Annotated in this window: 28 protein-coding genes; 3 read left to right on the top strand and 25 right to left on the bottom strand. The window is 66.6% G+C overall.

Annotated elements, in window-relative coordinates; translation table 11 throughout:
• Both Q9R47_RS02095 and Q9R47_RS02090 read left to right on the top strand, forming a co-directional pair.
• On the top strand, window positions 1–677 hold a 677-nt coding region (locus tag Q9R47_RS02095), incomplete at its 5' end, for a site-specific integrase (protein WP_311231535.1).
• Window positions 678–779: 102 nt separating this feature from the next.
• The gene (locus Q9R47_RS02090) at window positions 780–1,115 is read left to right on the top strand and encodes a hypothetical protein (RefSeq protein WP_311231534.1); all 336 of its coding nucleotides are present in this window, start codon (window positions 780–782) and stop codon (window positions 1,113–1,115) included.
• Window positions 1,116–1,120: 5 nt separating this feature from the next.
• Here the strand turns inward: Q9R47_RS02090 and Q9R47_RS02085 are convergent, their stop codons facing one another.
• The 23 genes from Q9R47_RS02085 to Q9R47_RS01975 form a co-directional block, all read right to left on the bottom strand.
• On the bottom strand, window positions 1,121–3,892 hold the full coding sequence (locus tag Q9R47_RS02085) for a conjugal transfer protein TraG N-terminal domain-containing protein (protein WP_311231533.1): 2,772 nt from the start codon (window positions 3,890–3,892) through the stop codon (window positions 1,121–1,123).
• A gap of 21 nt (window positions 3,893–3,913) precedes the next feature.
• The gene (locus Q9R47_RS02080; RefSeq protein ID WP_311231532.1) at window positions 3,914–5,362 is read right to left on the bottom strand and encodes a conjugal transfer protein TraH; all 1,449 of its coding nucleotides are present in this window, start codon (window positions 5,360–5,362) and stop codon (window positions 3,914–3,916) included.
• 9 nt (window positions 5,363–5,371) lie between these two features.
• On the bottom strand, window positions 5,372–6,247 hold the full coding sequence (traF, locus tag Q9R47_RS02075) for a conjugal transfer protein TraF (protein ID WP_311231531.1): 876 nt from the start codon (window positions 6,245–6,247) through the stop codon (window positions 5,372–5,374).
• A 10-nt stretch (window positions 6,248–6,257) separates the two neighbouring features.
• Window positions 6,258–6,647: a hypothetical protein gene (locus Q9R47_RS02070; protein ID WP_311231530.1), complete on the bottom strand. Its 390-nt coding sequence runs from the start codon at window positions 6,645–6,647 to the stop codon at window positions 6,258–6,260.
• Window positions 6,644–9,061: a type-F conjugative transfer system mating-pair stabilization protein TraN gene (traN, locus tag Q9R47_RS02065; protein ID WP_311231529.1), complete on the bottom strand. Its 2,418-nt coding sequence runs from the start codon at window positions 9,059–9,061 to the stop codon at window positions 6,644–6,646. Before traN ends, Q9R47_RS02070 begins: the two co-directional genes overlap by 4 nt.
• A gap of 9 nt (window positions 9,062–9,070) precedes the next feature.
• Window positions 9,071–9,823, bottom strand: coding sequence for a type-F conjugative transfer system pilin assembly protein TrbC (gene trbC, locus Q9R47_RS02060; RefSeq protein ID WP_311231528.1), 753 nt, complete (start codon window positions 9,821–9,823; stop codon window positions 9,071–9,073).
• A complete protein-coding gene (locus tag Q9R47_RS02055; protein WP_311231527.1) occupies window positions 9,810–10,847 on the bottom strand; it encodes a TraU family protein in 1,038 nt (345 codons plus the stop codon). The genes trbC and Q9R47_RS02055 overlap by 14 nt, the downstream gene beginning before the upstream one ends.
• Complete coding sequence (gene traW / locus Q9R47_RS02050; protein WP_311231526.1) at window positions 10,844–11,473, bottom strand: type-F conjugative transfer system protein TraW; 630 nt, start codon at window positions 11,471–11,473, stop codon at window positions 10,844–10,846. The genes Q9R47_RS02055 and traW overlap by 4 nt, the downstream gene beginning before the upstream one ends.
• Complete coding sequence (locus tag Q9R47_RS02045; RefSeq protein ID WP_311231525.1) at window positions 11,470–11,853, bottom strand: hypothetical protein; 384 nt, start codon at window positions 11,851–11,853, stop codon at window positions 11,470–11,472. Before Q9R47_RS02045 ends, traW begins: the two co-directional genes overlap by 4 nt.
• 11 nt (window positions 11,854–11,864) lie before the next feature.
• Complete coding sequence (gene traF, locus Q9R47_RS02040; protein WP_311231524.1) at window positions 11,865–12,449, bottom strand: conjugative transfer signal peptidase TraF; 585 nt, start codon at window positions 12,447–12,449, stop codon at window positions 11,865–11,867.
• The gene (locus Q9R47_RS02035) at window positions 12,446–12,802 is read right to left on the bottom strand and encodes a hypothetical protein (RefSeq protein WP_011804807.1); all 357 of its coding nucleotides are present in this window, start codon (window positions 12,800–12,802) and stop codon (window positions 12,446–12,448) included. The genes traF (Q9R47_RS02040) and Q9R47_RS02035 overlap by 4 nt, the downstream gene beginning before the upstream one ends.
• Window positions 12,799–15,381: a type IV secretion system protein TraC gene (gene traC, locus Q9R47_RS02030; RefSeq protein ID WP_311231523.1), complete on the bottom strand. Its 2,583-nt coding sequence runs from the start codon at window positions 15,379–15,381 to the stop codon at window positions 12,799–12,801. Before traC ends, Q9R47_RS02035 begins: the two co-directional genes overlap by 4 nt.
• A gap of 7 nt (window positions 15,382–15,388) precedes the next feature.
• Complete coding sequence (locus tag Q9R47_RS02025) at window positions 15,389–16,063, bottom strand: TraV family lipoprotein (protein ID WP_311231522.1); 675 nt, start codon at window positions 16,061–16,063, stop codon at window positions 15,389–15,391.
• Window positions 16,060–16,908, bottom strand: coding sequence for a DsbC family protein (locus Q9R47_RS02020; RefSeq protein WP_311231521.1), 849 nt, complete (start codon window positions 16,906–16,908; stop codon window positions 16,060–16,062). The genes Q9R47_RS02025 and Q9R47_RS02020 overlap by 4 nt, the downstream gene beginning before the upstream one ends.
• A complete protein-coding gene (locus Q9R47_RS02015) occupies window positions 16,892–18,328 on the bottom strand; it encodes a TraB/VirB10 family protein (RefSeq protein ID WP_311231520.1) in 1,437 nt (478 codons plus the stop codon). The genes Q9R47_RS02020 and Q9R47_RS02015 overlap by 17 nt, the downstream gene beginning before the upstream one ends.
• Window positions 18,325–19,227, bottom strand: coding sequence for a type-F conjugative transfer system secretin TraK (locus tag Q9R47_RS02010; protein ID WP_311231519.1), 903 nt, complete (start codon window positions 19,225–19,227; stop codon window positions 18,325–18,327). Before Q9R47_RS02010 ends, Q9R47_RS02015 begins: the two co-directional genes overlap by 4 nt.
• A 91-nt stretch (window positions 19,228–19,318) precedes the next feature.
• Window positions 19,319–19,885 carry a type IV conjugative transfer system protein TraE gene (traE, locus tag Q9R47_RS02005; RefSeq protein WP_311231518.1) on the bottom strand — a complete coding sequence of 189 codons (567 nt, stop codon included), beginning with the start codon at window positions 19,883–19,885 and terminating at the stop codon, window positions 19,319–19,321.
• Between the two features lie 14 nt (window positions 19,886–19,899).
• The gene (traL, locus tag Q9R47_RS02000) at window positions 19,900–20,199 is read right to left on the bottom strand and encodes a type IV conjugative transfer system protein TraL (protein ID WP_311231517.1); all 300 of its coding nucleotides are present in this window, start codon (window positions 20,197–20,199) and stop codon (window positions 19,900–19,902) included.
• 31 nt (window positions 20,200–20,230) lie between these two features.
• On the bottom strand, window positions 20,231–20,593 hold the full coding sequence (locus Q9R47_RS01995; protein WP_311231516.1) for a hypothetical protein: 363 nt from the start codon (window positions 20,591–20,593) through the stop codon (window positions 20,231–20,233).
• Between the two features lie 96 nt (window positions 20,594–20,689).
• Window positions 20,690–21,112: a hypothetical protein gene (locus Q9R47_RS01990; protein ID WP_311231515.1), complete on the bottom strand. Its 423-nt coding sequence runs from the start codon at window positions 21,110–21,112 to the stop codon at window positions 20,690–20,692.
• Window positions 21,109–21,636 (bottom strand): lytic transglycosylase domain-containing protein, encoded by a 528-nt coding sequence (locus Q9R47_RS01985; protein ID WP_311231514.1) that lies wholly within the window; start codon window positions 21,634–21,636, stop codon window positions 21,109–21,111. Before Q9R47_RS01985 ends, Q9R47_RS01990 begins: the two co-directional genes overlap by 4 nt.
• A 142-nt stretch (window positions 21,637–21,778) precedes the next feature.
• Entirely contained in the window at window positions 21,779–22,276 is a 498-nt protein-coding gene (locus tag Q9R47_RS01980; protein WP_311231513.1) for a hypothetical protein, read from the bottom strand.
• Between the two features lie 203 nt (window positions 22,277–22,479).
• Window positions 22,480–22,788, bottom strand: a complete 309-nt coding sequence (locus Q9R47_RS01975; RefSeq protein ID WP_311231512.1) for a hypothetical protein — start codon at window positions 22,786–22,788, stop codon at window positions 22,480–22,482.
• A gap of 171 nt (window positions 22,789–22,959) precedes the next feature.
• Between Q9R47_RS01975 and Q9R47_RS01970 the strand changes: the two genes are divergently transcribed.
• Entirely contained in the window at window positions 22,960–23,205 is a 246-nt protein-coding gene (locus Q9R47_RS01970; protein ID WP_041835951.1) for a helix-turn-helix domain-containing protein, read from the top strand.
• A gap of 15 nt (window positions 23,206–23,220) precedes the next feature.
• On the opposite strand, the gene Q9R47_RS01965 is transcribed toward Q9R47_RS01970, so the two are convergent.
• Complete coding sequence (locus tag Q9R47_RS01965) at window positions 23,221–23,844, bottom strand: DUF4400 domain-containing protein (RefSeq protein WP_311231511.1); 624 nt, start codon at window positions 23,842–23,844, stop codon at window positions 23,221–23,223.
• Window positions 23,841–25,742, bottom strand: a complete 1,902-nt coding sequence (gene traD / locus Q9R47_RS01960; protein ID WP_311231510.1) for a conjugative transfer system coupling protein TraD — start codon at window positions 25,740–25,742, stop codon at window positions 23,841–23,843. Before traD ends, Q9R47_RS01965 begins: the two co-directional genes overlap by 4 nt.

Below are 25,742 nucleotides of genomic sequence, written 5' to 3'. Positions count from 1 at the left end.
GACAGAGGGGGAAGCCTATGCCAAGTCATAACACTCACGTCCTCAGTGAAGAGGAGATCGCTGAAGGTGCTCAACGCATCCGCGGCCGTAGTCATCAGCCTCATGAAGATCTGGGGCTGTACTTTCTCCTCTTGGCCACTGGGGCTCGACCGTTGGAGATCGCGCGTCTGGAGATCCGAGACTACCTTGACCCCACTGGGGGCGTGCGCCACTCGTCCGAGTTTCGACCAGAGGTCGCGATCAATGGCCGGTCGCGGCCATTGTTCTTTCGCAGCTCTAGGCTAGATGAGGTTCTGAGCAGCTATCTCGCCGAGCGCGTTCTCCGAAAACTCGGACTTGGTGACGATAGGGCATATAGAGGGCTCGATCCAACCACTCGACTGTTCTTGTCTTCCAGTGGACGGGGTTTTGAAATCACGCCGTACGAAGCGAACGGTCAGAGGCAGTTTCAATGCCGCAGCATCCTGGAAGCCTATCGCAAGATCTTCTGCTATGCCGAGCTCAAGAATATGACGGCGCTTCGAGCGCGCCATACTGTTGCGGCAAAGCTGTATGCGAGAGGGGCGGACGAAGTGCAAGTTGGACTGCTACTGGGTATCGCCGAGCCTAGCGCGGTGCGAGCGCAATTTCCGCGAGAACGCCTCACACTGGAACAGCTCGTAGCCAATCTGATATAGCTTCAGCGCGTTACAGGAGCTTGAAGCTCGGTGGCGGATGCGCCGATCGCCTTGATTTCTGGCTGTCGATCAGTAAGGTGTCTCGTATCGCAAGGAGGTTCTATGCGAAAAGCCATCTTCCTCTTCATCCTAGTGCTGGGCGCAGGTCTCGGCTACCTGCCTGCGCGCCACGAAGACTGGGGGGTACGCGTTGTCATGATGGTCTTGGGGATGCTGTTCGGGGGGGCAATCGGAGGAGCGCTATCGCAAGTTGGGAAGCGGCAGCGTTTGCTTCGCCGAGCTCCGACGGAGGAGGAACTCAATCCGATCCCCGGAATGGGTACCTCCGGTCGAGACCTGGCGGCGAACTACTGGCGGGACGAAGGACATCCGCCGTTCATGAAGCCGCCGCACTCTGAGTACGGCAATCGCATGCACGACGCAGACAAGAGCCTCTAACGGGTCTATTTCTTCAGCGCATCTTTGACAGCTTGCTTGGCGTCCTCAACGATGGGGGCGGCATCCTCCTTCACCTGCTTGCCAGTTTGCAGCATCAGGGACCGCTCCGAAGCCAGGGTCCCATCCGGCGTTTTGGTGATCTGCGCTTTGCGCTCGAAGGTGGCCTGATCCGCGGAGGAGCTTGCACGGATACGCTGGCCTTCTGCCTGGACCTCGCTGCGCATGGCCGACGGGGACTCGCCCGGCGACGCAGCCCTGGGCCCACCGCCAGAGCTGCGCACGCTGCCTTGGTTGGCGCGGTGCTGGCCTCCAAGATCCGGCGCAAGGGCAGGGCTGCTGGAATTCTGCAGGTGCTGGACGGACAGGTCCCCAAAGGCGGACGGCACTGCAGTGCCGTCCGAGAACACCCGGTTGGGCTGCAGCGACTGCCTGGCCAGCTCCGCTTCCATCAGCACGCGCGCCGACGCGCTGTTGCCACCATACTGCTCGGCGTAGCGGGTGAACATCGCGAGGTTGTGGGGATCCTGGGCGATATCGATCGAGATAGTCTCTCCTCGCTCATAGGCCGTCGAGACCCGCTCTGCGAAGGCGCTACGCTCGTTCAGGCTGGCGTCAGCCCGCTCGGTCCGCGCGGTGGTCGATGCCAGCCGGGCGGACAGGTCCTGGGCTTCACGGCTATCGCTGGCGACCATGCTGATGAAGCTTCTGTCCCGAGACACCCGGTCGCCAAACTGCTTGAACTCGGCCAGTTGCTCGCTGTTCATGGAGGTCAGCACCTTTTGTTCAGCGGCAGATAGCCCCGATAAATAGCTCTTGTCGCCAGACGCGTTTGCGCCTAGTCCCGCAAGGGGGGTATTGATTCCCACGTGACCGGATGCACCCATGGCAATGCGTGCCACCTGAGATTGCGTGAGCCCCGTCGTGTCCGCCACACTTTTGCTGATCTGGTCCAGCCGGTTGACCGTCTCGCCGAACTGCTCGAAGCCGCTCGATGTGGTGCCGGTGCTGTTGCGCGACGAATGCAGCTTGGCGACACCCTTGGTGAACGCCTCCGCAAGCACCGTCGAGCGCTCCCTGCTGGCCGCGACAGCTTCCCCGCGCGCCGCATCGACCTGACGACTGGCATCCTGCACATCCTGCTCGGACACCCGCATCGACACCACCCGCGACGCAAAGCCCTGGTTGCGTAGCAGGCTCACGGCTGTACGTCCCGTCAGCGCGTTGCCGGTGAAGGTGTTGCCGCTCAGGTCGTTCTGCCAACTGCCCATGAACGCCGAGGTCCGGTTGGGCGCGAGCTGCATCTGGTCCATCGACACGTTGCCCAGCGAGGTATTGCCCACCGTGGACGCCGCCGTCGAGCCCGAGAGCATGGCCTGCAGGCCTGACAGACCGCCAACCAGGGCTGTACCGAAGTTCTCCATGCGCTTGAGCGCGGCCCAGGCGATGAAGGGGATGCTGATGGCCAGATACCCGACGATGGCCTCGCCCGACAGCGCCCGGGAGTAGATCACCGAGGCGGTCTGCAGGGCCAGGGCCTTGCCCCCGGTGCCAAGATCGGCGACGGCCGCCAGGTCGTAGGCGGCATAGATCGAGGCCATGTAGTTCAGGATGGCATAGAGCGGAGGCCACAGCTGGATCCAGATCAGGATGGCGGCATAGCCCTTGAAGGCCAGCATTGTCTCTCGGCCGCTGGTCAGCAGCAGCAAGAGCACGAACAGTGGGAAGAGGGCATATGTCACCGCCTCGATCACGTTGCGGAACACCGGCAACGCCTGCTCGGCCACCTTGCCGTAGTTCAGCCACGAGGCATTCATCTGGGCCACGGCCTGGGCGCGGCCGACGGCTAGCACCATGGCGGCGGGATCATTGACCTTCTGGCCCACGATCTTGCCCGTGTCTTCCAAGGCATTGAGCATGGCGTTCTGGCGGATGATGTCGGCGGTGGTCGCCGAGGCATTGGCAATGCCGTTCTTCAGATAGGCCTGTTGGATCTGCCCCGCGATGGCGGCAGCGGCCGCCGTGCCCGGCAGCGTCGGGTTGAGCTGGAACGCCAGCCGCCCCTGGATGCGCTGCAGCTGCGCTGGCAACCGGCCGTTCAGGCTCAGGTACACGTTCGGGCAGGTATCCACGCCCACGGCTCCACCGGTTCCAATCAAGGTGCTGAACCGCGCCGGATTGGGCGATCCCATCAGCGGCCAGACATCGTCCGACGCAGAAAACACCGCCGGGTCCAGCGTGCCGTCGACCAGGTCATATGTCGTGCAGTTGTGAATGAAGTTGACCAGGTCGGTGCGGAAGCCTGGGTCCTGGAACACGACATTGCCGCTCTCGCGGATCAGCCGGTTGCCGAACATCAGGCCGTTCTGCTGATAGGACAGCTCGGCCGGCAGCGAGCCGGCACCCGGGATCACCTGGAAGGCTGTCTCGAACAGCCCGGTCAGCGTATGGCCTATGGTGCTGGTGAGGCTACCCAGCAGTGCCACGCCGAACGGGACGTTGTCCACCACCTTGACCGCGGAGCCGCCGGTCTTGTCGACCACGCCCACGGTCACCTTGGGCACGATCAGGATGCCGAAGACCAGCACCACCGAGCCCAGCCACTTCCAGCCCTGCAGCTTCTCCGGCGCGAAGGCATAGGCGATCAGGGCCGCGACAAAGCCGCAGAATGCGACGGCTGCCACGGCCGAGGCGTAGTCGTTGGAGGCATGGATGGCCGCGGCCGCGTTGAATACGCCGAACAGGCTGTCGGCATTCTGATAAGCGTAGATCTCCCACATGGCCGGACCCTTCCATCGGTGTCAGCGCGACAGATAGGCCGCCTGCTGGCCCAGCATGTCCATGACATGCTGCGGCATGCTGGTGCGCAACTGCCGCTCGAGCTCTTCGAGGTGACTGGCCACGGCCCGGAACGAACCGACCTTCTGATACAGCAGGTTCTTCTCCTGCGAGATCTGCAGCAGCATGGCCTGCGCGCGCTGCCGTACCTGGTTGGCCTGGTCGCGCTGGGTCTGCTGCAAGGTGTAGTCCTTGGACAGCGCCGCCATGCCCAGCCGCAGATTGCGTTCAAGGAAGACGTAGGCATAGTCCGCCGCGATCACGTCGCGGTACTGGCCGATCAGGCTGTCGGCCAGGCCCGAACCTGGGATGCTGGTGCCCACCGAGAGCATCTTGTAGATCGGTTCGGTGGTCTGGTTCACGAAGCCGACCTCCGCCGAATTATTGGGAATCGGCGTGCGCGTGGCGATCTTGTCCGCGATCGAGCGCATCATCGTCTCCACCTTCGCCGTGAACGGAACGTGGCTGTAGTTGGTATTGAGCGAGACAACGTCGCAGTTCGTGTAGTCGTTGCAGCGCAGCAGATGCTGGACGACATCGGTGCCGGAGCCCGCGGCCTGGCCGTAGAGCAACTGGCTGATGGAGGTGAGTGTCGGGGCGATGGGGTCCGGATCGCGCTTCGACTCCTCCGGGTAGTAGATGATGGTGCCGACCATGCTCATGATCAGCTCGCGTTCGGCGTCGTCCAGATAGGCACCGGTGTACTGGAGCGCCTTCCAGGTCAGGTTGCCGACGAAAGGGGCCTTGTTGCGCACATTGGCATCTCCCGACGCGCGCGCCGACGACAGGATGCTGGGCCGGTCGGTGCCGCAGCGCTTGCGCGCCGAGTCCCGGTCGCTTTCCAGACCCATGTCGATCGCGAGATCGGCGCAGGTCTCCTGCGAGCTGTAGCCGACCGCTTCAGCCGCCGTACTGACGATGGCTTTCGCGGTTTCGCAGGAATTGATGCGGGCGTTGTTGATCCAGGTCTCCAGGCCCTTGGCCCATTTGGTCAGGCCACCCAGGAGCGGCGAGACCGCCTCGAGCGCGAGTTGGAACGCGATGCCCGGCAGGGCTGCCGTGATGTTGCGCAGCATGTTCTTGAACTCCTGCGCGGAGATGTGGCTGAAGCTGCCGCCGAACACGTCGATCCCGCCGCAGCCGGCCTTGGCGCTCGGGAACTGGATGGCCGCGAGCTGGTACACCTTGTTCGGCGATCGCATCATCAGGTTGCCGCCGGTGTAGGTGTTGTAGGCCTGGCCGCGGAACGCCCCCGGCGCCGTGTAGTTACCGATGGCGCCGAGATTGTTGAACATGTCATTCACTTCGCTGTTGAGATCGGCGCGGCTGGGCATCGTGGTGCACAGAAGCGACAGGGCGACGGCCGCGGCAGTGGCCTTGCGCGCAGGAACGGTGCGGGAACGGATGGGCATGAAGACCTCCTACGGAAGAGCCAGGCGCTGGGTGGCGCCGGGCAGCATGGCCTCGCCGGTGGGCGATGAGACGGTGGCGATCCGCTCGAGCAGTTGCGATTCGGACAGCACGCCGAAGCCGATCGGGGTGATCTTTCCGGTATAGGGCTGGGCCAGGAAAACCGCGGGCACCTGGGTCACCTTCAAGGCAGTGGCAATGCCGTTGTCGGGGCGCGCCCAGGGGAAGCCCGGCATCGGGCCTCCGTCCACGCTCACGGCCACCACCTGAATGCCATGACGGGCTTCGAAGGCCTGCAGGGTTGGTGCGAAGGCGTGGCAGTAGGAGCAGTCGCTGCGGTAGAAGAAGAACAGCACATGGTCGCGGCCCAGCGATTCAACGGAGGTGGAGCGGCCTGCGCGCTGCTGCTGATCGAAGACCTCCAACGCCTGGGCATTGACCGGACGACCTTGCAGGGTCGGGTCGAGCTCGGGCGTGGCCCAGGCCACGCGTTGCGCCATGTCCGCGAAGTAGGAGGCCCGGTTCACCACCTGCATCTCCAGCTCCATGTAGCGCCGCACATTGCCCTCGGTGGGGCGCATGATCGCGATGTTGCGCAGTTCCTCAAGAGTCTTCTGCAGGCGCTCGAACTCCACCAGCTCAGGCGGGCGTGGCGCTGCAGAGGGTCGGGACGAGATGGCCGGCGCGGGCCGGGCAGCGGGCGCGGGCTCCTCCAGAGGCGGATCCTCGTAGAAGTGCCAGCCGCGCCAGCCGTCGGACCAGTAGGGGCGCAGCGAGTCGCCCATGGCCGCCGGCGGCGCAACGCTCTGCGCAGAGGCCATGCCAACCACCATGGCGGCCGCAGAGACCACGGCAGCGGCCAGGATCAAAGGGAGACGCGCGTGCATGGCCATCCCCTCAGAGCAGCGACTTGGGCGGAAGGCCCGTGGCGCAGTAGTTGATGCCGAACTCGATCGTCTGCTTGCGCGGCGCCTTGGCCTCGGGCAGGCGCACGCCTTCCTGCCAGAAGAGCATCTTCAGCCGGCTGCAGCCCGGCTCCCGGTAGCGCCGCTCGGTGGAGACGTCGATGTAGATCGGCGAAGTCGCCTCGAAGCGCTTGGTGATGGCGTCCGCGAGTTCTCCGGTCAAGACACCATGGGCCGTGCCGTCGGCGGACTGCAGGGCGGCCAGCATGACGGGGCGAGCATCGGGAACCGGTGTGCGCACCGGCTCGGCGTGTGTCGCCGCGCCAAGCAGGCACATGGTTGCCGACGCAGAGGCGCAGACGATGCGTGCGCGGACGTTCATTGGCATCTCCCTTCCCCGTAGTAGCAGTTGCTCGCGCGGCCTGCGTTGCCGCCCTGGATCGCGCCGACGTTGGGCAGCTTGGGCACGATGGAGGCATAGAACTCGGTCAGGTCCATGCGCGAGAAGTCCAGCGCTTGCAGCTGGGCGATCGTGAAGCCCGAGCAGTCCGGCATCTCCGCCGTGCCCCACCACTTCATCACCTGCAGCCGGCCTTGCTCGTTGATGATCCGGGCCAGCACCGAGTTGAAGCAGCACTTCGTGGTCGTGTGCTCGATGCACGACACGCACTTGCCCAGGATCCGCAGGCAGGACGAGCAGTAGGTGCCGACCGTGTGGCACAGCTTCGCGCCTTCCTTCATGGCGAGCTTTCCCTCATCCTCGTTGCAGGACATCATCGACATCACGATGTAGATGACCACCGCGATCACCAGGCTCCACGGATCGAAGGCAATGACCACACTCTCACCAGAGTAGAGGACGGCGGATCCTGCCGGTAGGGCCGTGCCGTTGACCGCCACGGTGACGCCATAGCTGGTGAAGCTGCCGGAGAACCCTCCGCCGGTCAGCAGAGCCGACAGTCCCTGGTAGACGAACTCGCGGTTGCCGGCGTTCATGAGCGTGTCGTAAACCAGCCGTGAGCCGACGCCATAGACGCTCTGGTTGCTCATGCCCGAGCCGGCCGAGTCGGCGTAGCAGCAGTTCTTGAGCAGGCGGTCGCGGCAACTGTTCGCCTCTCCCTTGAAGACCTGCAGGTTGTCGGTGTCGAGGTAGACGCCGGCCTCGCGCCCGGCCTCCAGGAAGGACATGGAGCGGGCAAAATCGGCATCGTTCGTGTATGCCGTGCTGAAGCAGTTGCCCGCGATGCAGAAGACGTTGGCCGGGCAGTTGCTGGCCGTCACGGTCGAACCCGGCGCCACCGGGCAGGTGTAGCGGTTCTCGGTGATCTCGCAGGCGCCGGTGGCGGGATTGGTCTGCCGGCAGCTTGTGCCCGCCGGTGTGCAGCCTGCGGCAGACAGCGGCGCGCACTCGTCGGTGGGTGCGCCGTACTGGCACGACATGGCGGTCTCGTAGCGCCAGCAGGCGCGGGTGACCGGCGCGCCGTCGATCTGCCGGGTCGCCGGTCCGTCCACGCAACGCGCCGCTCCGGAAATCGAGCAGCGACCGTCGCCCTGGAGGTTGGGACATTGATCGTCCCACTGGTCCGATTCCGTGACCGTGGTGTGCGGCCGCTCATAGGCCAGCGTCATTTGCGGGATAGGGCCGTAGGCCGGGTTCAACTGGAACCCAACGACGGGGCGGCTCGATTGCACCGTCCAGTAGCTGCCCGAGACCGCGCCCGTGTCGTCGGAGCCGGGGTAGTCTGAGGGCCCCTGCGTCGGCGCGTAGCAGGTTGCCTTGTCCAGGTAGGTCGTCTGGCTGGATCCGCTGTCACCGCCGCCACCGGTGGTGTACGCGATGTGGTCGCCGCTTTGCGTTCCGGCGGGGCAGGCGGCGTAGACCTCCAGGAAGGGCCGCTCGGTGGTGCAGGTCATATCACCCGAGTCCCCGCCGCTGCCGGTGCAGATCTGCCGGTACTGCTGCGCGATGAAGCCGGTCAGGCGGCAGTCGTCGCCGTTGCATCGGTTGTTGGCGACCCAGACGCCGTTGGCACCGCCGCCCCACCAATTGCCACCTGGCACCTGCGCAACCATCTGCGGGAACACATACGCGGCGCTCATGTCCACATCGAAGAAGGCCAGCGGCACGCCGTTGCTCGTGACCCGGAAATGCTGGGCCGACGCCGGAAGATCCGGCTTGCACTGAACAGCCAGGGCGATGCTTCCCGAAGCCGACTGGGCGAACCACTCGCCTGGCGAGCAGCTGCTGGTGCGCGAGATCGACACCGACAGGGTGCGCGCGCAGGATTGCGCCGTGGCGCCGCTGTACTGCCGGCATACGCGGGTCTCCGTCGCAGGCGTGGCCACGGTATCGACCTGGCAGCCGCTGTAGTAGCTCGCGATGTCCTCCAGCTGCGTTGAGGGATTGGCCGCGATGCGCCTGGCGCCCAGTACGGCTGGGTCGTAGGGCGAGACCGGCTCCCGCGGCGTGTTGGCCGAAGCCCGTGCGCCCAGCAGCGCTTGGCACACCGGGTCGTTAGGCGTGAGGGCACAGGCGGCGAACTGCGCGCTGGTCTGGCCCGAGAGATTGGGCTGGCCGTAGTAGAGGCGCTCGGGCGGAGCCGTTGTGTAGCCCGGTACCACGGAGGAAGCGCTGGGCGTCGTGATCGTTCCCCGGACCACCGGGTTGGCAGCCTGTCCGGCGGCCGTGCCTTCCTCATTGGGGCCGGCCACGGCTGCCGTTTGCGTGGCGAGGAAGCTGGCCAGCGTGAAGCCGACGACGATCCGGCGCAGCAGCAGTGCAAGGGCGGTAGGCATGCTGAATTCCTAGTTCCGCAACCGTGCGAGGAAAGGGGCTGCGTCGGCGCGGAAGGCTGGGGCGGCGCGCTGCATGTGCTCGAGGGCATAGTCCAGGCTCACGTCCCCGGCCGTGCGCAGGAAGGCCTCCGGCGGCGCGCAGCTGCCGGCGGCGCAGGACTCGGGCCGCGTGCCGTCGCGCACCAGTACGAAGCTGGGCACCCGCACGATCGCGAAGCGGTCGAAGGCCTGTGGGTCGATCTGCACCGCGACCTGGCGTTGGCCGATGAGCGGCTGTACCTGGGCCACGGTCTGGCGCAGCGAGCCATTGGTTAGGCCGCGCAGGATGACCGAGGCACGGGCGCGAGCAGCCTGGTCGATCAGCCGCTGCAGCGTGGGCCGGGGCATCGCGAGGCTGACGAAGACAAACAGGCTGGGGCCCTTCGCCAAGCCTTGGGCGGCTTCCATCGCGTCCGTCTGCGACGCATAGCCACGCGCCAGCGCTTCCAGATCGACCGGCGTGCGTGTCACGGGCTGCGGCAGGGCATCGATGGTAGGGCCGGTGGTCTCCGGGATGTCCATCGGCGGCAGGCTGTGCTTGCGCCGCGCCTGTTCGATGTCCTGCTCGGTGACCGTGGGCTGGGCGCGGCGCGCTCGCTCGATGTCGGCCTCCGTGATGGTCGGGCCGGCGGCCCAGACCGCTGGCAGCGCGCCAGCGGCCAGCAGCGAAGTCAGCGCGCGCCGCAGAAGGGTGGGGAGGTGGGAGCGGTCAGTAGCCGACACAGCAGTTCCTTTTTCTGAAGAGCAGGAAGGCGAAGTCCTCGCCGCGCACCGGGTACTCCTTCCCGGCGCCCCAGGTCACGGTCGTGCGCCCGAAGGGCTGGCAGCACTTGCCGGCTTCCTTCGCGGTGTTCGGGATGGGGTGGGTGAGCTGGGTCTTGTAGGCGGTCTTGTCCAGGACCGGCGCGAAGTACGGCCCGCACAGGCCGGCCTGTCCGTGCCAGGCCCAGGCGATCAGCTCGCGGTGCATCTTGGCCGTGAGCCGTTGGGCCATCAGGGCCGCCGTGCGCACGCCGCCCATGTGGTACGGGACATGGCCATTCATCGGATACAGGCCGCCCTGGCAGCCCGCGCACCAGAACATCTCCCGGATCCCGAAGCCCACCGAAGCGGCCACGCAGTCGGCGGCGCACGCGGCGATCGCCACCGGATTGGCGAACAGCGCCGCGTCCGGATTGATGATCAGGGTGAGTTCGTCGTCGGCCCACAGTGGATCGACCTCGGTGAGATAGGCTAGGTCGAACGAGCCTTTCTCCAGGCACGGGAAGTCGGTCACCACCTCCAGGTAGTAGAGGACCGGGTTTACGTAGAAGTGAGCCTGGTAGAAGCTGCCGCCGTCGCCATCGCCCTCGGGGCGGGTGAAGCGCGCCGCCTCGGGCGCCGGGATGCCGGGATCGAGGTCGATGCCGCCCAGCGAGGTCAGGCAGAAAGGCTTGCGCACAGCCTCGACGTGGCGCGCCGGCTCCCAGAATCCGATCGACAGGCCGATGATGGGATTCACGCCGCAGGTGCACAGCGGGCTCGAGGGGTTGTCGATATCCTCCTGGTCGCCAAAATTGCCGATGCGCGCGCCGCCGATGCTCAGCGGCAGGATGCAGCTCCAGCAGATGTGGGTGATGGGATTCGGAAACTTGCCGGTGCAGGTGGCCGCGCCCGCGGCGCCTGCCGCCGTTCCAGTGACCAGGAGCAGCGCGGCCAGCAACGCGGTCGCCAGCGCGCGGAAGAGTGCGGGCAAGGTGGGGGTCATCGCGGCACCTCCATCTCGTCGATGCGCAGCCGCTTGCCCTCCTGCGAGACCAGGGCCGGCACCTGCGAGATGCCGAGCCGGCGCGTCAGCAGGCCCTGCTGGTCGTAGTAGACGGGGATGCGCCAGGACTTCATCAGGTCCAGGTAGGAGCCGCCTGTCAGGATCGGCTTGACCTTGCCCTGGTAGCGGGCCATCAGCTCGCGCGCCTGGCGGACCTGGCGGCTGTCGCGGGCATCGAAGAACAGCAGGTGCCGCGACAGCGACACCACATCCAGCGGATTGGCCTTGGTGCCGGCGGCGAACATCAATTCACCCTTTGCACCCAGGATGTTGCGGTCCAGCGTATAGGTCGGGTCGAAGTAGAAGGTGCGGGGCTTCGCTGTGGTCTGCACACCCGCAACAGGCGCTGGGCTGCGCACCGCCTCTGTGCCGCGGGCGCGCGCATCCTGCTCGATCCGGGCCAGCTCGCCGGAGCGCTCCTTTTCGCGTAGGCGCTGCTCGATCATCTGCAGCAGGTGGGGCTCGGCGATGTCGTAGGTAGGGCCCAGCGTGCCGAGGTCGGTGGCGTGCGTGGATGCGCCGGAGCCGGCCAGGACGGCAAACGCGAGCGCAAGGCGGGCTTTCATCGCGTGCCTCCGCGTGGACAGGGAAGCTGGGCGACGAGCCGGTCTCGCGCGGCGGTGTCCTTCTGGTGGGCGGCTCGGATCAGTCCCATCAGGGCGGGATTGCCTTCGCCCTCGGACACGGCCTGCCGCAGCTCGGCCGTGGTCAGGATGCGGCCGCAGCGCAGCTGCAGGGCGCCGAGGTAGGTGCGCGCGCCGCTTTCCGCGGCGGGCGCGATCTGCTTGAGCAGGCCCAGGTAGTCCGCGAGGGGCATGTCGCCTGAGCTGTCCAGGCTGGGCGTCGCGGACAGCGGGCCGAACGCCGGGCTGGTCTGAGCGAGCGAAATGCCTGCCGCGAATGCGTATCCCAGCAGGAGCGCGGCGAGGGTGGAAACTCTGCGCATGGTCCGGCTCCTCAGAAGATCGGCACCACGATGCCCACCACCTGTTCGGCACGCACCAGGCCACTTTCGGCGTAGCGCGAGTCGAAGCTGTGGGGGCCGATGCCCTGCACGTAGAAATGCCCAGGTGGGATCACGACCGGCGCGATGGGCGCCAGCGGATGGCCGTCGTAGGCATGGGTCTTTGCCAGTCCCACGGCCTCGCCGTTCACGAAGACCACGCGATCCACGACCGTGACGACGTCGCCGGGCATGCCACGTACCTGCTTGAAGAAGGGCTGTCCGCGCAGACCGGGGTAGTGGGCCTGGGCCTCGCCCGCGAACCCGAAGATGATCAGGTCGCCGCGCTGTACCCCAGACCGCTGGTACTGCATCAGCGCCACGTGGTAGGGCAGGCTGGGCGTCCAGTTGACCAGCAGGGGCAGGCGCGGCGTCGGGTCGATGAAGAGCCGCACATAGGCAAAGCCCCAGATCGCGAACACGGGCAGGTAGAGGTACCAGCGCCGGCGCATGTGGCGCAGGAAGTCGCGGAAGGCATCGGCATGCCGCTGCCACCACGCCCGGGGCTGGGTATGCAGGGAGTCAGGATGCGCGGTCATGGCAGATCCACCTTGCGGCGCAAGGCCGCCGTCAGGTCGAGCCCGTGGGGCGTGCCGGCGATCGCGCTCTTGATGACGACGAGGCAGCCACATTCCCGGGGCAACTCATCCAGCGCCGCGGGCAGGCGCTGCGAGAAGTTGCGCGCCAGCGCGAGCGCCCGCTCGCGGTCCGCATCGCTGCCGGGCTGGGTCAGCAGGCGGGTGAACTCGGCTTCCTTGGCGCGGTAGACCTCGGACAGGTCGACCACACCGACCACCAGGGCCGGGCGCAGCACCCAGCGGTCATAGGCCGTGATGCCGAGGGCGACCAGCAGCGCCGAGACGATGGCGTTGAGCAGCAGCGGCCGGGTCATAGCGTGTGCCCTCGCTGCCGCAGCAGCTCGGCGATGGCCTCGTCGATGGACAGGCCCTGGGCGCGCAGCGCGTCGATGGGCGCGTTGTCCTCCAGCTTGTTCGAGAACAGCAGGTGGGTGGCCGGGTCCAGGATGTTGCGCGCCACGCCTTCGCCCACGGGCGACGAGATGTACAGCTCAGAGAATGCCCCGGCCTCGGTGCGCAGCGAATTGAGCAGCCGCTTCTTGGGCTCGTCCATCGAGAGACGCCCCTTGCGGTCCAGCATCTCGATGGACTCGGGCTTCTGTCGCAGCAGGAACACCCAGTCCGAGCAGTTGAAGGCGGCCTCCATCTGGGCGCTGCCGTAGTAGTCATCGGCCGATTGCGTGGCTGTGCCCAAGGCGCCGCCGTACTTGCGCGCGCGCCGCGCGGCTTCCTCGACCACGGCCGCCTTGACCGGATCGTCGGCGCCGATGTCGCCGAGTTGCTGCTTGAGTTCGTCGATGAACAGCACCTTGCGCCGGTTGCGCGTCAGGTACATCTCGCCGGTGATCTGGTGCAGCAGCAGGATGTTGACGACCGCGTGCAGGTCGGGTCGGCGCTTCAATTCCTCGTTCTCGATGACGATGAAGTCGTTCGAGAAGTCGACATTGGCCCGGCCTTCGAAGAAGCGCTCGTACTGCCCGCCCTTGGCGTAGGGGTTGAGCATGATGGCCAGATCCCGGATGCGCTGGTCGCCCGTGACCCCGAGCTCCTCGATGGTCCCGGTCTTGAAGGCGTCGCGCAGCCCGGTGATCGTCAGGTCGTTGCCGTGCTCGCGCCAGAGCTTGAGCACCATGGCCGAGATGGCCTTGTACTGGACCTCGTCCAGCGTGTGCTGCATCGAGCACATCTTGCTGATGCCCGGCACCAGCATGTCGATGTCCTCGTTGATGTCGTGCACGATGGTGAACGGGTTCAGGCAGATGTCCACATCGGGCCGGAACTCGATATAGGTACCCTGGGCCTTGCGGCACAGCTTCTCGAAGCTGCGGCCCAGGTCCAGCATCCAGACCTTGGCGCCGATGGCCCGGTACGACCAGGCCAGCTCGTTCATCAGCACGGATTTGCCCGAGCCGGGCGCGCCGATGATCGCGAAGTTGTAGTTGCCGAGGTCGTTGTCGAACAGGTCCAGCGTCATGACCTGCCCGCGCCGCCCTCCGAACACGAGGGCGGGGGTGCGCGTGCCGCGCCACTCGGCAATCAATGGCGCCATATGGATGGCATTCGCCATGGTCTTGCGCGTGACGCGGCGCATCTTGGCAAGGTCCTTGTGGAACCTCGGAGTCAGGGTCAGTGGCAGGCTGGCCAGCAGGGCCTGGCGGTGCATGTAGGCGTCGGCGTTGAGCTGGAAGCCGCGTGCGCGCCAGATGGCGTTCGCGGCCTCGTGCGCCGAGGCCGCCTTGTCCGGTGACGTGAAGATGGCGAGCTGGTGGTACAGGCTCACCAGGCTGCCGCCGGTGTCGATCGCATTGGCCGCGGCCGACCAGTCGTCGAGCTTCTTGCGCACATCCGGCATCACGTCGGCCATCTTGGACTTGGCGTTCTGTGTCGCCCGCACGTGGTTGGCCGTGATGATGGATTTGGTGGCGTTCGGGTCCAGCACATGCACGCCCAGCGTGATCAGGAAGGGGGCGCTGTACTGCAGCGCCGGTTGCATCAGGTCGCCGATCAGCGAGCCCATCTGCCACAGGGCAAAGCGCTCCGGGAACGACTTGATCGAATAGAAGCGTGCCTCCAGCACCTCGGCGCTGGTTTCCTTCCAGAGCGTGATCCCCGAGGGGTGCGGGTCCTGGATGGTGTCGAAGTCCACGATCTGGTCGCGAATCTCCCGGCCGTCGTCGTAGCGCAGCCAATGGTCATCGTCGTAGTTCAGGTCCTCGGCGTCCGAATGCGCGATGCGGCCGGGGTTGGTGAACAGTGCGCACCAGTTGATCAGGTCGGCCGCGTCGCAGACCCGGTTGGGCAGCATGGCCGAGCGCAGCGTGGCCGCCATCGAGTCGCGCAGGGCCAGCAGCGCGTCCCGGCGGTTCAAGTCCTCGGCGTTCCCCGGAAACGCCACGCTCAGCATCAGCCGGAAGTCCCGCAGCGTGTAGTGGAACCCCGCAGTTAGCGAGTCCTGGGTGCCATGCAGCAGGTGGTTGACCCGCTGGCGGGCCAGCTTGCGGAACAGGTTCTCGTTGGGGACGGGCCGGCCCCGCTCGCGGGATTTCTCGGCCTGGTCCTCGTCCTCGACGCGCAGGTTGGTGTACTGGCGCAGCTGGTGGCGGATGTGCGGGGAAGCGAACAGGTGGAACTGCAGGCCGGTGCCCGGCGGGCAGTTGGCGTAGAGCGATACCAGCACCTCGGCCATGCGCTCGTCGGCGCCCGACTGGGGCATGACTTCGAGCATGAAGCCCATGCCATCGCGGTTCACGAAGATCTCCTCATCCGCGAGGTAGGCTGAATACGGCAGCCAGTTGGCAAACTGCTCGGCCGGCGTGTCCGCGGGGGCGCCAAAGGGAAGCAGCGGCGCGGTGTGGATAGCGCCGGATCGTGTATCGGCGGAAGAAAACAGCATGGCGACCTCACTGCGGACGGGCCCCCAGGCCGGCCGGCGGACGGGCGAGCGAGGGGAAGGCATTGAATGGGGCGGGGCGCTGAACGGTGCCCTCGGCAGGGGCGGCGCTGTCAGGCTCGGACGGGGCGAGCCCGGCAGGTGCCGGCGCGCCACCGGACGGCGTGGTGGGTGCAGCCGCTGGTGGCGGGCGCAGCGGGGCGTACTGGTCGCGGATGCGCTGGCGCACATGGTCGATCTGCCAGCGGCCCGCATCCACCTGGACATAGACATAGCCCTGGTCCCAAAGATCGCCGTCGGCGTCTTCCCAAGGCTTGGTCCACAGACGCAACACCCGGGCCTGGGAGCGCAGTGCCAGGGGCGGAGCACCGTCCGCGCTGCCGTCAGCGATGCTGCGCGGCGCACCGACCATCGGCTGGCGCACTGACAGTGATGCGATAGTCTCCGCTGCAGTGCCCTGGGGGCCGCCGCGGGAAGCCGACGCCTGCTGGCTGGGCAGGTTGTTGTGCAGGGCGTTGGTGTAGGTGCCGGATACCGAGTCGCAGGCCACGCCTTCCGGCGCGGCGCATGCATATTTGGAACTGCCGCTCAGGCCCGACATGTTCGTGCAGCCGGCCAGCGGCAGCAGCAGGGCGGCAGCGGCCCAGCGTGCGATACATGCGATCCATGCAATGCGCGCGCTCATGGCCGCTTCTCCGTTTTGACCGGCTGGGCCGCTGCGACGTTGCCGACCTCCGCGAACCTGGCTTCCAGCGCAGATCGCCCGACATAGCCGTCGGTGCGGCTGCCGTCCGCCCAGATCATGGTCGGCGTTCCCTGTACGCGGAGCCGGCGCGCCAGCTCAAGGTTGCGCGCGATCGGGTGCTCGCACTGCGCGCCCGGCTGCATCAGGCTGGCATCCGCCTGCAGCATCCATTGGCGCCAGGCGCGCTCGCGGTCGGCGGCGCACCAGATGGCGACCGGCCGGGCCTCGCCCTGGAATGGGACGAGGAAGGTGTAGATCGTGACGTTGTCCAGGCTGGCGAGCTCCGGTTCGAGCTGCTTGCAGTAGACGCAGTTCGGGTCGCTGAACACCGCGAGCTTGCGCTGGCCGTTGCCGCGCACCGTCTTGATCGCGTCGGCCAGCGGCAACTGATCGACCGGCACCGGCGCCGCGGTGACGGCTTCCGTCTGCGCCCGTCCATCCTGGGTGGACTGGCTGGAGCGCTGCGCGACCCTGGGGCCCGTGACGTCGCGCATGGCCTGGGTGTCGAACAGCCGCCCGAAGACGAAATAGCGCGGATTCGCGGACGCGACATAGGCGACGTTGCCGTTCATCCAGACCTCGTAGAGGCCCGCGACTTCGGTGCGCGACACCTCGGTGAATTCGGTGCCTGGATGGGCCTTGCGCAGCGCAGTCAGGAGCCGGGTTTCGTCGGAGGGCGCGGCTTGGGCTGCTTGGGCGGTCGCTGCCGCAGCCGCCAGCACAGCACAGAGCGCTGCCGAAGCGAAGCGGTGGCGCCGGCGCATGGACTCAGTAATTGCCATCATCGGTGGTCTCCAGGTAACGGGTTTCGGGGGAAGCGGTGCGGCGCTGGCCGCGCTCGGCAAGGGAGTGGGAGGAGGCGGTCATCGGCACATCGATGCGCACGCCCTTGGTGATCACGACGTCGATCTGGCGGCCGGCGTCGACCTCGATGACCGGGAACGTGTTCTCGGCCAGCTTGATGTAGTACTGGGCGAGCCGGTCCAGTGCTTTGCCGACGCCGCTGCCCAGGCCGGCTCGGTAGGCATCGGCATTGCTGTCGGTGCTGGCCATCGTCCCGAGCGGCGAGCTGCTGTAGGTGGTATTGGCGGTGGACAAGCCCTGGCCGATGCCGCTGACCACGCCAGCCAGCAGAGCGTTGGCGAGCATCTGGCCCTGCTTGGTCACGAGCCGTCCGCGCATGCCGACCTTGCCGTCCTCGCCGTAGACCGAACCCTGGATGCGCACTTCCAGCGTGGCGCCGTCGGCCCGCACGCAGGACAGGTTCTCGGTGCGCAGGTAGGCGCGCTCGGAGCTGATGTCGCCATAGCCCGCCGCGACCACGAAGCACTCGCGGTATTCGCCGCGGAACTGGTTGGGCAGCACGCTGTTGTCCGACAGGCGGATCAGCACCGGATGCGGATTGGCCTGGGACTGCCCGCCCGTGGGCGCATCGAGGCCGCCCAGCAGAATGCCGCGCGTGAAGCTCACCGGCAGGAAGGTCGAAACCGTCTTGATCGCGTTCGATGCCTGGCCGCCTCCCTCGGCCCTGTGGGGGCCGTCGCTACCGGTCGTGTTGGACGAGCGAGGACGCTCAGCGAGCGTCACGCGGGAGATCACGGGCGCTGGCGGCGTGGCTGCGGCCATGCCTTGGAACGTGGGCATGCCGGAGGGCATGGCGCCCGTACCCGGGGTGGGCGGCGCTGGCGGCAGGCCGGCCGCAGGCGGCATGGTTGTCGGGGCTGCCGGTGCGGGCACTGGTGCCGGCGTGGGCGTGGGCGCGGGCGGCGGCGATGCGGCGGCCTGCTGGGTGCTGGTCAGCCGCTTTTCCAGTTCCGCGAAGCGCTGCAGGGTCTTGTTCTCAAAGGCCTCGCGGTCCTTGTTGACCCGGCTCTGTGCCTCGCGCTCGGTCTCGTACTGGGCCAGCTTGCGCCCCGCGGTGCCGACCCACTGGTCCACCGGATTGACCTGGCCGCCGGGTGGCATCACGCCGATGTTGGTGACGTCGCCGGGCTGGGTCTGTGCCGCGCGGCCGCCGTGTGGCTTGGCATTGCTTCCCGCGAAGCTGAAGATCATCCATAGCAGGCCGATGCCGCCGCCCAGGATGGCGGCCAGCAGCGCGTACTGGCGCTGGCGCGGCGACAGCCGCTCCAGCCAGCCGCGCACGGCGTGGCTGGATGGCCGTCCGGATCCGGACGGCCCTGAAGGCATGGAAGGAGTGCTCATCGTGAACCTCCTCGCCGGATCACATAGACGCTGGTGGTCTCGCCGGGACGCAAGTTGTGGTGCTCGATCGCGATGCCGGTGATCTCCCCGCCGGCACGGCTGTCCGGGCGGTCGAACTCCTGCTCGGCCAGCACCATGGGAGCCAGGCTCACGTTCTGCAGGGCGTACTTTTCGCCCACATAGCCGCGGCCTTCATAGCGGCGCATCAACGTGAAGCGCGCTTCCGCCCAGAGTTGGATGGGCTTGGAGGCTTCCTCGACGCGCACGTCGGCGGGCACCCGGTCCGAGGACATGGCCACCAGCAGGCCCTTCATCGCGCGGACGTGGCTGGGTGCCGGGCCGGAGGGCGTGGCCTCGGGGGCACCGGGGCGCAGCGCCTGGGGCGTCTTGTCCCGGATGACGATGGTGTCGGCCGGGGTGTCCGAACGGCGCAGCAGCAGCGTGTAGGTGGCTGTGGCCGACGAAACGAACAGGTTGATTGGCCGCAGCGCATCGCCGACGGGCCGGATGTAGACCTCGCCCTTGTCGCGGTCGCATTCGACGATGACATCCCCGGCCGGATTGACCGGGGAGGAGGTGAGCGATGCCGGGCTGGCAAGGCCGGGCGTGCCTGATGGGGTGTTGGGTGCGGCAGAGATGGCCGGTGCGCCGCCGCCGCAATGGCTGGCATGGATGTTGCCGAACACGTCGGTGATCGCTGCCCCCTCGATGCGGATGCGCGTGGGCTCCTTGAGGGAAACGATCGCCTCGACCGCCACCCCGTCGCTGGCCTCCACGACCTGCAGCGCGTGGGCCTGCAGGCCGAGGGACAGGGCGGTGACGGCGAGCACTTTCCGAGCGGCCGGTGGCAACCGGCTCCAGCGCTGGTGCGACGGATTGCCAGGCGAAGCGGGCGGCATGGCCCCGAGGCTCCCGGCCGGTTGTTGCAGGGCCGAAGTGCGCGAGAACGTGCGCGGAAAATACGCGGGCCAGGGCCGGGTGAGCGTGCTGTCACTTGACCGCATAGGGCACCTCCTTGAATCCGATGACGTGCATGCGAGCCGCGGCATGGCCGAACTCGATGCGGTAGGCCTTGAGGTCGTTGGCGGTCTCAACGCCGTTGACCAGGGTGCGCAGTCGGCCGCGCACGACGAGCGACTGGGTGTCCTCGCTGGCGACGAGCTGCTGGGGCGCGAAGGCGGTTGCGGCGTTGATGCGCTTGAGCCGCTCGGCCTCGACCTCCTGACGCGTCTTGAGCGGGCCGTACTGGGCCGGGTCGACGTAGCCGAGCAGGATGTCCTTCTTCCAGTCGATGGTGGAAGGCGTCACGTCCAGGATCAGCCAGGCGACGAAGCTGCCCATCTGCTCCAGGTACTCGCTGGAGGCGCGGTCGCTGGTGACCCAGAAGCTCCTGCTGATCGAGGGCGGCACGACCACGGTGCGCACCGTGCCCAGCAGGTTGATGATGATGGTGAGCGCGAGCAGCATGCCGGCGGCCAGGGCGCCGACGGCCAGGCCCAGGCCCCGGTTGCGTCGGCGCATGTCTTTGAGGTCGCCTCTGAGCCGATCGAAGTCCATGGTGCTTCTCCGGCTCAGCCGACCATGCGGCGGATGTGCGATGGCGGCGTCGCGCGCATGGCAGTGGCGGGATTGACCGGCAGATGCCAGTACAGCCAGTGCAGTGCGAAGGCAGGGTGCTTGTCCGCCTTCAGCCGCGCGATCCAGCGCGAGACGGCGATGCCGGCGGCCATGCAGACCGCGAACGCGGTCCTGCTGGCCGACAGGTAGCCGATGAAGAACGCTAGGACGATGGGCGCGGCGACATCGACGTCCCAGAAGCCGATCTTCCACTGGTCGTCCAGGCGCCGCGGGATATAGGTGTCCGCTTGCATGTGGGCCTCCGGGATGGTGATGCGCCGGGGCTCAGACGACTGCGCCCATGATCGCGCCGGCGATCACGAGGCCGACGGCGGCGAAGATGGCCAGGCCCACATAGAACAGCACGGGCCCGAAATTGCGCAGCGCGGACAGCGAGATCAGCGCCACCACGAAGCCGACAAATCCCACGAGGGCCTTGATGCCCGGCCCCAGCTCGGCGATCTGCGACAGCGCGGAGGTGAGCGGGCCGGTGATGCCCGTGAAGGCGACGAGGTCCAGCGCATGGCTCGGGAACGCGAGGGCCAGGCCGGCCAGGGCCAGAGCGACCAGACAGAGAAAACCGAGGACCCTGCGCGCGGGCGTGCGCCGCGTGGCTATGGCGGAAGTGGACAGGATGGCAGTGCTCATGACGAATCTCCGGAAAGGAAAAGACGGGTGTCGATCAGGTGGTGCGGTTCGGTCTGCCCAGTGGCGGGGTGGGGCCAAGGCCCGGACAGGTGGGTGTTAGCGGTCTTGATCGGGCAGTGAACTACTGCGCTGTGGCGCCTCCGGTGGTGGTTCAGCGCCAGGCGGCCCCTCGGTTGCGGGCGTTGCCTGATGGGTCTGCACCTCCACCTGCTCGCCGGGGCCCATCGACTCGATGAGCGGAACCGGGGCATCGGCTACGGGATCCGGCACTACCGGGACGATGACTTTTGGCGCGGTGTTCAAGGTCTTGGTCGTGGGTTGGGGACAGGCGTCGCCACGGCACAGTGCGAACTCAGCTTGCGCGCCATGTCCGTGCTGGGCCAGCCGCGCCCAGGCCTTGGTGACCACCGCTGCGGGCGGCTCGATGGCGCTGGGCGGCGCCGTGGTGCAGGCCGAGATGGCCAGGCACGCGCACAGCGCGCAGCGGCTGCACAGGGCCTCGGGTGTTGCACGCTTCATGGCGCCACCCTCACGCGCAGGCCCTGGCTTTGCGCCACGACGGTGACGGCCTTCTGCCGGACACCCTGATCCACGGCGCGCGTCGACGGCAGATGCCGGTACACCTTCCACGCATAGGTGGCTCTGGCCTGTGTGCAGGCGTCCCCCTTGAGCTGGGTGCATGCTGCGTTGTAGGCGCCCACGGCATTCCAGCTGACACCATGCCGCGCGAAGCTGTCTGCCATTAGCCATGCCCCCACCTGCAGATTCACGCAGGGGTCGTACAGATCGGCTTCACGTATGCCGAACCCAGCCAGCCGGGGCAGGTGCCGGCTGTTGATCTGCATCAGGCCGATGTCGTAGCTGCCCGTGCGCTTCTCATGTGCACGATTCACCGCGCGCGGATTCAGGCTCGACTCGGTGCGGGCGACGGCGTAGAGCAGCTCCGGCGCAATGCCATAGCGCTGCGCCGCCGTGTCCCAGCACATGGCCAGGGCCGAAGCGGTCGGCAGTATTGCCACCATGAAAACGACAACCCAGCGCATCGGACACCCCCCAGTGGTTCAGGACAAGCCCGCTGCAATGCGGGCACGGGGTGGGGACCGGGCGTGCCGGTCAGGGTCTTGGCGGGTAAGCCGGGCGGGGGCCCGGGAGGTCAATGCGGGTGAGTGGCGTGATGCCGCAAGGTCATCGCGGGTGTCGCGGCGCGAGTTGGGTCAGGTGCCGTTCCACCATGTTGCGGCGTGCCTGGATGAGCACGGCGGCGCCCGAGGCATCCTCGAGTTGGCACAGCGCCACGCAGGCGGTGGTCAACTGGTCGAGCTGGAACTTGGGGTTGGGATGTTTGTTGGCAGGCGAGCATTGCAGCTCGTGGAGCAGCTCGAACTGGGGACGCCACAAGGACTCGCGCCGGCGCGGCGTGGTAGGCGAGCGCATGACCAGCGCGGTCCCGAGAAAGCCGAAGATCCGTTCTGGGGCATCCTCATTGCTGAAGACGAGAGCCACGCAAGCACTCATCAGATCCGGAATGCGGAACGTGGGAGCGACATTGCTCTCGCTGCGCAGAAGGGCATAGAGCCAGTGGTGCTCCTCCAGCCAGAGCCGCGTCTCGACCACGTCGCTGGTGTCGGCAGTTCCCTCGGGGGCCTGGCTTGCGGGGCTGGTGTTCGGCATGGCGATCAGCATGGCATGGGTCCTCGTGTCCTGGAGTTCGATGAACACGCGCGTCAGCGCATGGACAAAGAATAGGAGAGGGCTGCATGCAAGTCGCCCAGGAATGAAGCTCAACTCAGGGGTGTTTCGCAATCAGCCTGCTTTGGTGCCCATGCCATAGAGAACGCGAGAGGCGAGACTGCTTTGGGACTCAGCGATTTCCACTCTGATTGGCGTCAGGGAGTGGACTGGTGAGTGTCGAACACGGGCAGCCCGTCAACGACCGGCCCCTCGGCGTCGAAGAATAGCCATTCAATGCCAGCATGGGCCGAGAGTCCCGCGATGAGTGCCAGATCAGTCTCGACGGGAATGCGGTGTGGTGGTGAACCGACGTAGACCAGTCCTCCAAACTCGGTGGGATAGGCGTTCACCGACAGGTCATTCCGGTGCAGCTTGGCACGTGTGGCTGGCTGCAAATGGGATAATGAGAGAGCGGTGATGGATTCCGCCAACTCCCGGAGGCGATCGATGCAGGCTGTGTTCATGGTCGCGCCCTCCACAGAGATGATGCATTGCGTCAATGCGAGACGAGTCCAGAGTTAGCGGGAACAGTCCAGCATTAACGGAAAAAACACCAGCCGCACGCTCTCCCACAGGTCGGTTATGTGGAATATCGTCCGTGGTGTGATTGGGCATCATATCCCCACCATGCGGGGATGCCCATTACCTCGCCTCGGCACGCCAACGACCCGGTGCTCATCGCACTGGGCGGTGCCATTCGCCGCAGCCGGCGCGCGCGAGGCATCTCTCAAGAAGAACTCGCACACCGAAGTGCCATTGATCGTTCCTACATGAGCAGCATCGAACGCGGCGGCCAGAATCCCGGGATCGTCTCGATCGCTCGCATCGCGAAAGCGATGGAGATGAGCATGACCGAACTGATGGCCGAGGCTGAGTTGTAGCGGGCAATGGCTCGGTCATGCGCGCCGGTGAAAATGCGTGATCGCACGGCCCAGCAGCACGGTCATCGCAATGGGCGAACCGGCCAGCATGGCTGGATGCAACTGGATAGGTAGCACGAATGCGACCACCGTTGCGCAGCCGGTGATGATCAGAAGTGAGCACCACACGGCGAACATCTCCGGATCGTGCAGCAGAAACTCCTTGGACCGAACCACGCGTAGCAAGAAGCCGTCAGTGCTGGCGGCCAGCACCAGGGGGATCAGCCAGGGCAGCCATTCCAGCAATCCGGAAAGGCGATAGCTCGCGAGCATCAGCAGCGCATCGACCGAGCGAAAGTAGACGTTGTCGAACAGGCGCTGATTGACTGATCTCATCTCGGTGGCGACCGCTTGGTTGGTGTCGTGGCTCTTGGGCATGTCCCTCAGCGTTGGGAGAGGACTCGCTTCGGCGGCGTTGGACTGCAGGCGTATGGCGCGATCGAGCATCCGGTAGGCGGGTTCCGCTCCCCAGAATTCAACAGCCACCTGGTGCTCGCTGCGCATTTGCTCCAGGAAGCGCTCGGGCGGATGCACGGCAGGCACGTACAGCACCAGTATGAGCAGCAGCACGAGGGAGATGACGGCGACGGCCCGGATCATGCGGCCGCTCCTCCCTGCTGCGCGTCCGCGTCAGCATCGATGATCGGGAAGCGGCCCTTGATGATGCGGCCGCCCGATACGGATGCGAAGTACTGCAGGTTCGGCAGCTTGCCCAGGATGTCCGCCGGCACCACCTCCTCGAAGCTTTCGGTGAGCTGGGTCGAATAGCTCGAGGAGAAGTCCCCGATATGCGTGTCGGCCCCGTGGCTCAGGCCGACACGTACCGTGTGGATCGCCGTCTTGCCAAAGGTCTCGACCACGAAGTCTTGCGTGGGCCGGTCCTTGGTGCGCAGTGCGATCAGGTTATTCAGGTTGCCCAGCGCCATGCGGGCGGCATCCTCGCTGCCCAGGCGCCGCGCCAGGTCGGCCAGGGTCTGCATGGCGCAGGTCGCGAAGATGCCGCCCTCGGCGCCCTTGTTGAGAATCTCGATCAGCGGCTGATTGATGACGTTGCTGACCTCGTCCACGAACAGCGAGATGCGGCGGTAGGTGCCGAGGTTGTAGCGCATGCCGGCCCGGGCGGCCTGGTCGGCCAGGGCCAAGGCACCGATGGCGGATGCGACCGACGGATCGGGCAGCGAATCCAGGCACATGTAGAGCACGTGGCCGCCGCGCTCGATCTTCTCGAAGTTCATGATCGGGCGTGGATCGTCGGCGTCGAAGGGGTCGGGCGACAGGCTGCGGCCCAGGTCGCCCGAGGTCAGCATCGAGAGGATCGGCAGCAGGTTCGCCGTGATCTTCTGATAGTGCTCCCGGTTGTGCCGGAACGTGCGCACCTGGGCGTCGAGCACCTTGTTGCGCTGGTTCTGTGGGACGTGGTGCTCGTAGTAGGCGACGAAGCCCATCAGGTCGGCGCTCGCCGCCTCGGAGGGCCTGCGCATGTTGCCCCGGTGCGCATCGTGCAGCAGCTTGCGCATCTCGGGCTGGTCGCGCCAGCCAGTGCCCAGCAATTCCTCGTAGAAGCGCCGCAGCGAGGCCTCCAACACGGGCTCGATGCCGCCCTCGATGTACTTGGTGAGCTTGATGAGATTCGGCCGCTCTTCCAGTTCGACCAGGCCTTGCACCACCACGTTGACGGCGTCCCAGCCGAAGGCCGTGAATGCACCGGCCGTGTCGGGCGGCATGATGGACTGGATGCGCGATGCGATCTCGGTGGGCTTTTGCCAGTTGAACGTGAAGTCCAGGCGGACGCCGCGCTCCGGAAAGGCAGGGTGGAACTCCATGAAGGTGTCCGCCTCGCGGTAGTCCTCGCAGGCCCGCTCGACGACCCGTTTGAGGCGGCGGCTGTTCTTGGGATCGATCACGATCACGACGTCGCCGCGGCGCACGGCCTGGGTGATCAGGTTGGCCAGAGCCACGCCCTTGCCCGACTGCGTGGTTCCTACCAGGAGCGTGCCGCCCTCAAAGTTCTGCAATGGCCGCCGCAGCGCATGTTCGGTCGGCTCCACCCCGTGGATATAGGGCAGGCCGATCTCCGCATCGGGCTGTGCGGCGCCACCTTGCCCCATGGCATGCTGCAGCCACGGTGGCACTTTGAACTCGCGGTAGTCCACCTTGGAGAGTTCATAGAGACGCTGCGCATGCACGGGCCTCCATTCGAAGCCGAAGCCCAGGAACACCTGGGCCGGATCGGTGCACAGGCGTCCCAGTTCCTGCGCGCTCAGCACCTGGATGCGGCGCCCGCCGAGGGAACCGCGCAGCCGCAGTATCCGTACTGCCTGGGCCGTTCGCCGGCAGGCCATCAGCAGGCAGGCGGCAGACAGTCCGAGTGAAGGAAGGACAGGCAATGGGCCGGCCAGCGCAATGATCGCGAAATAGAGCGCGGCGGCCAGCCATACCAGCCCCGCATGGGCCTCGAAGGCGCGGCGCCAGGGCATTTCGTAGCGGCGCACCAGCAT

It is taken from the genome of Acidovorax sp. PRC11 (genome assembly GCF_031844105.1).
In the GTDB taxonomy this organism is placed as follows: Bacteria; Pseudomonadota; Gammaproteobacteria; order Burkholderiales; family Burkholderiaceae_C; genus Paracidovorax.
This window is presented reverse-complemented; position numbering and strand designations above follow the sequence as displayed.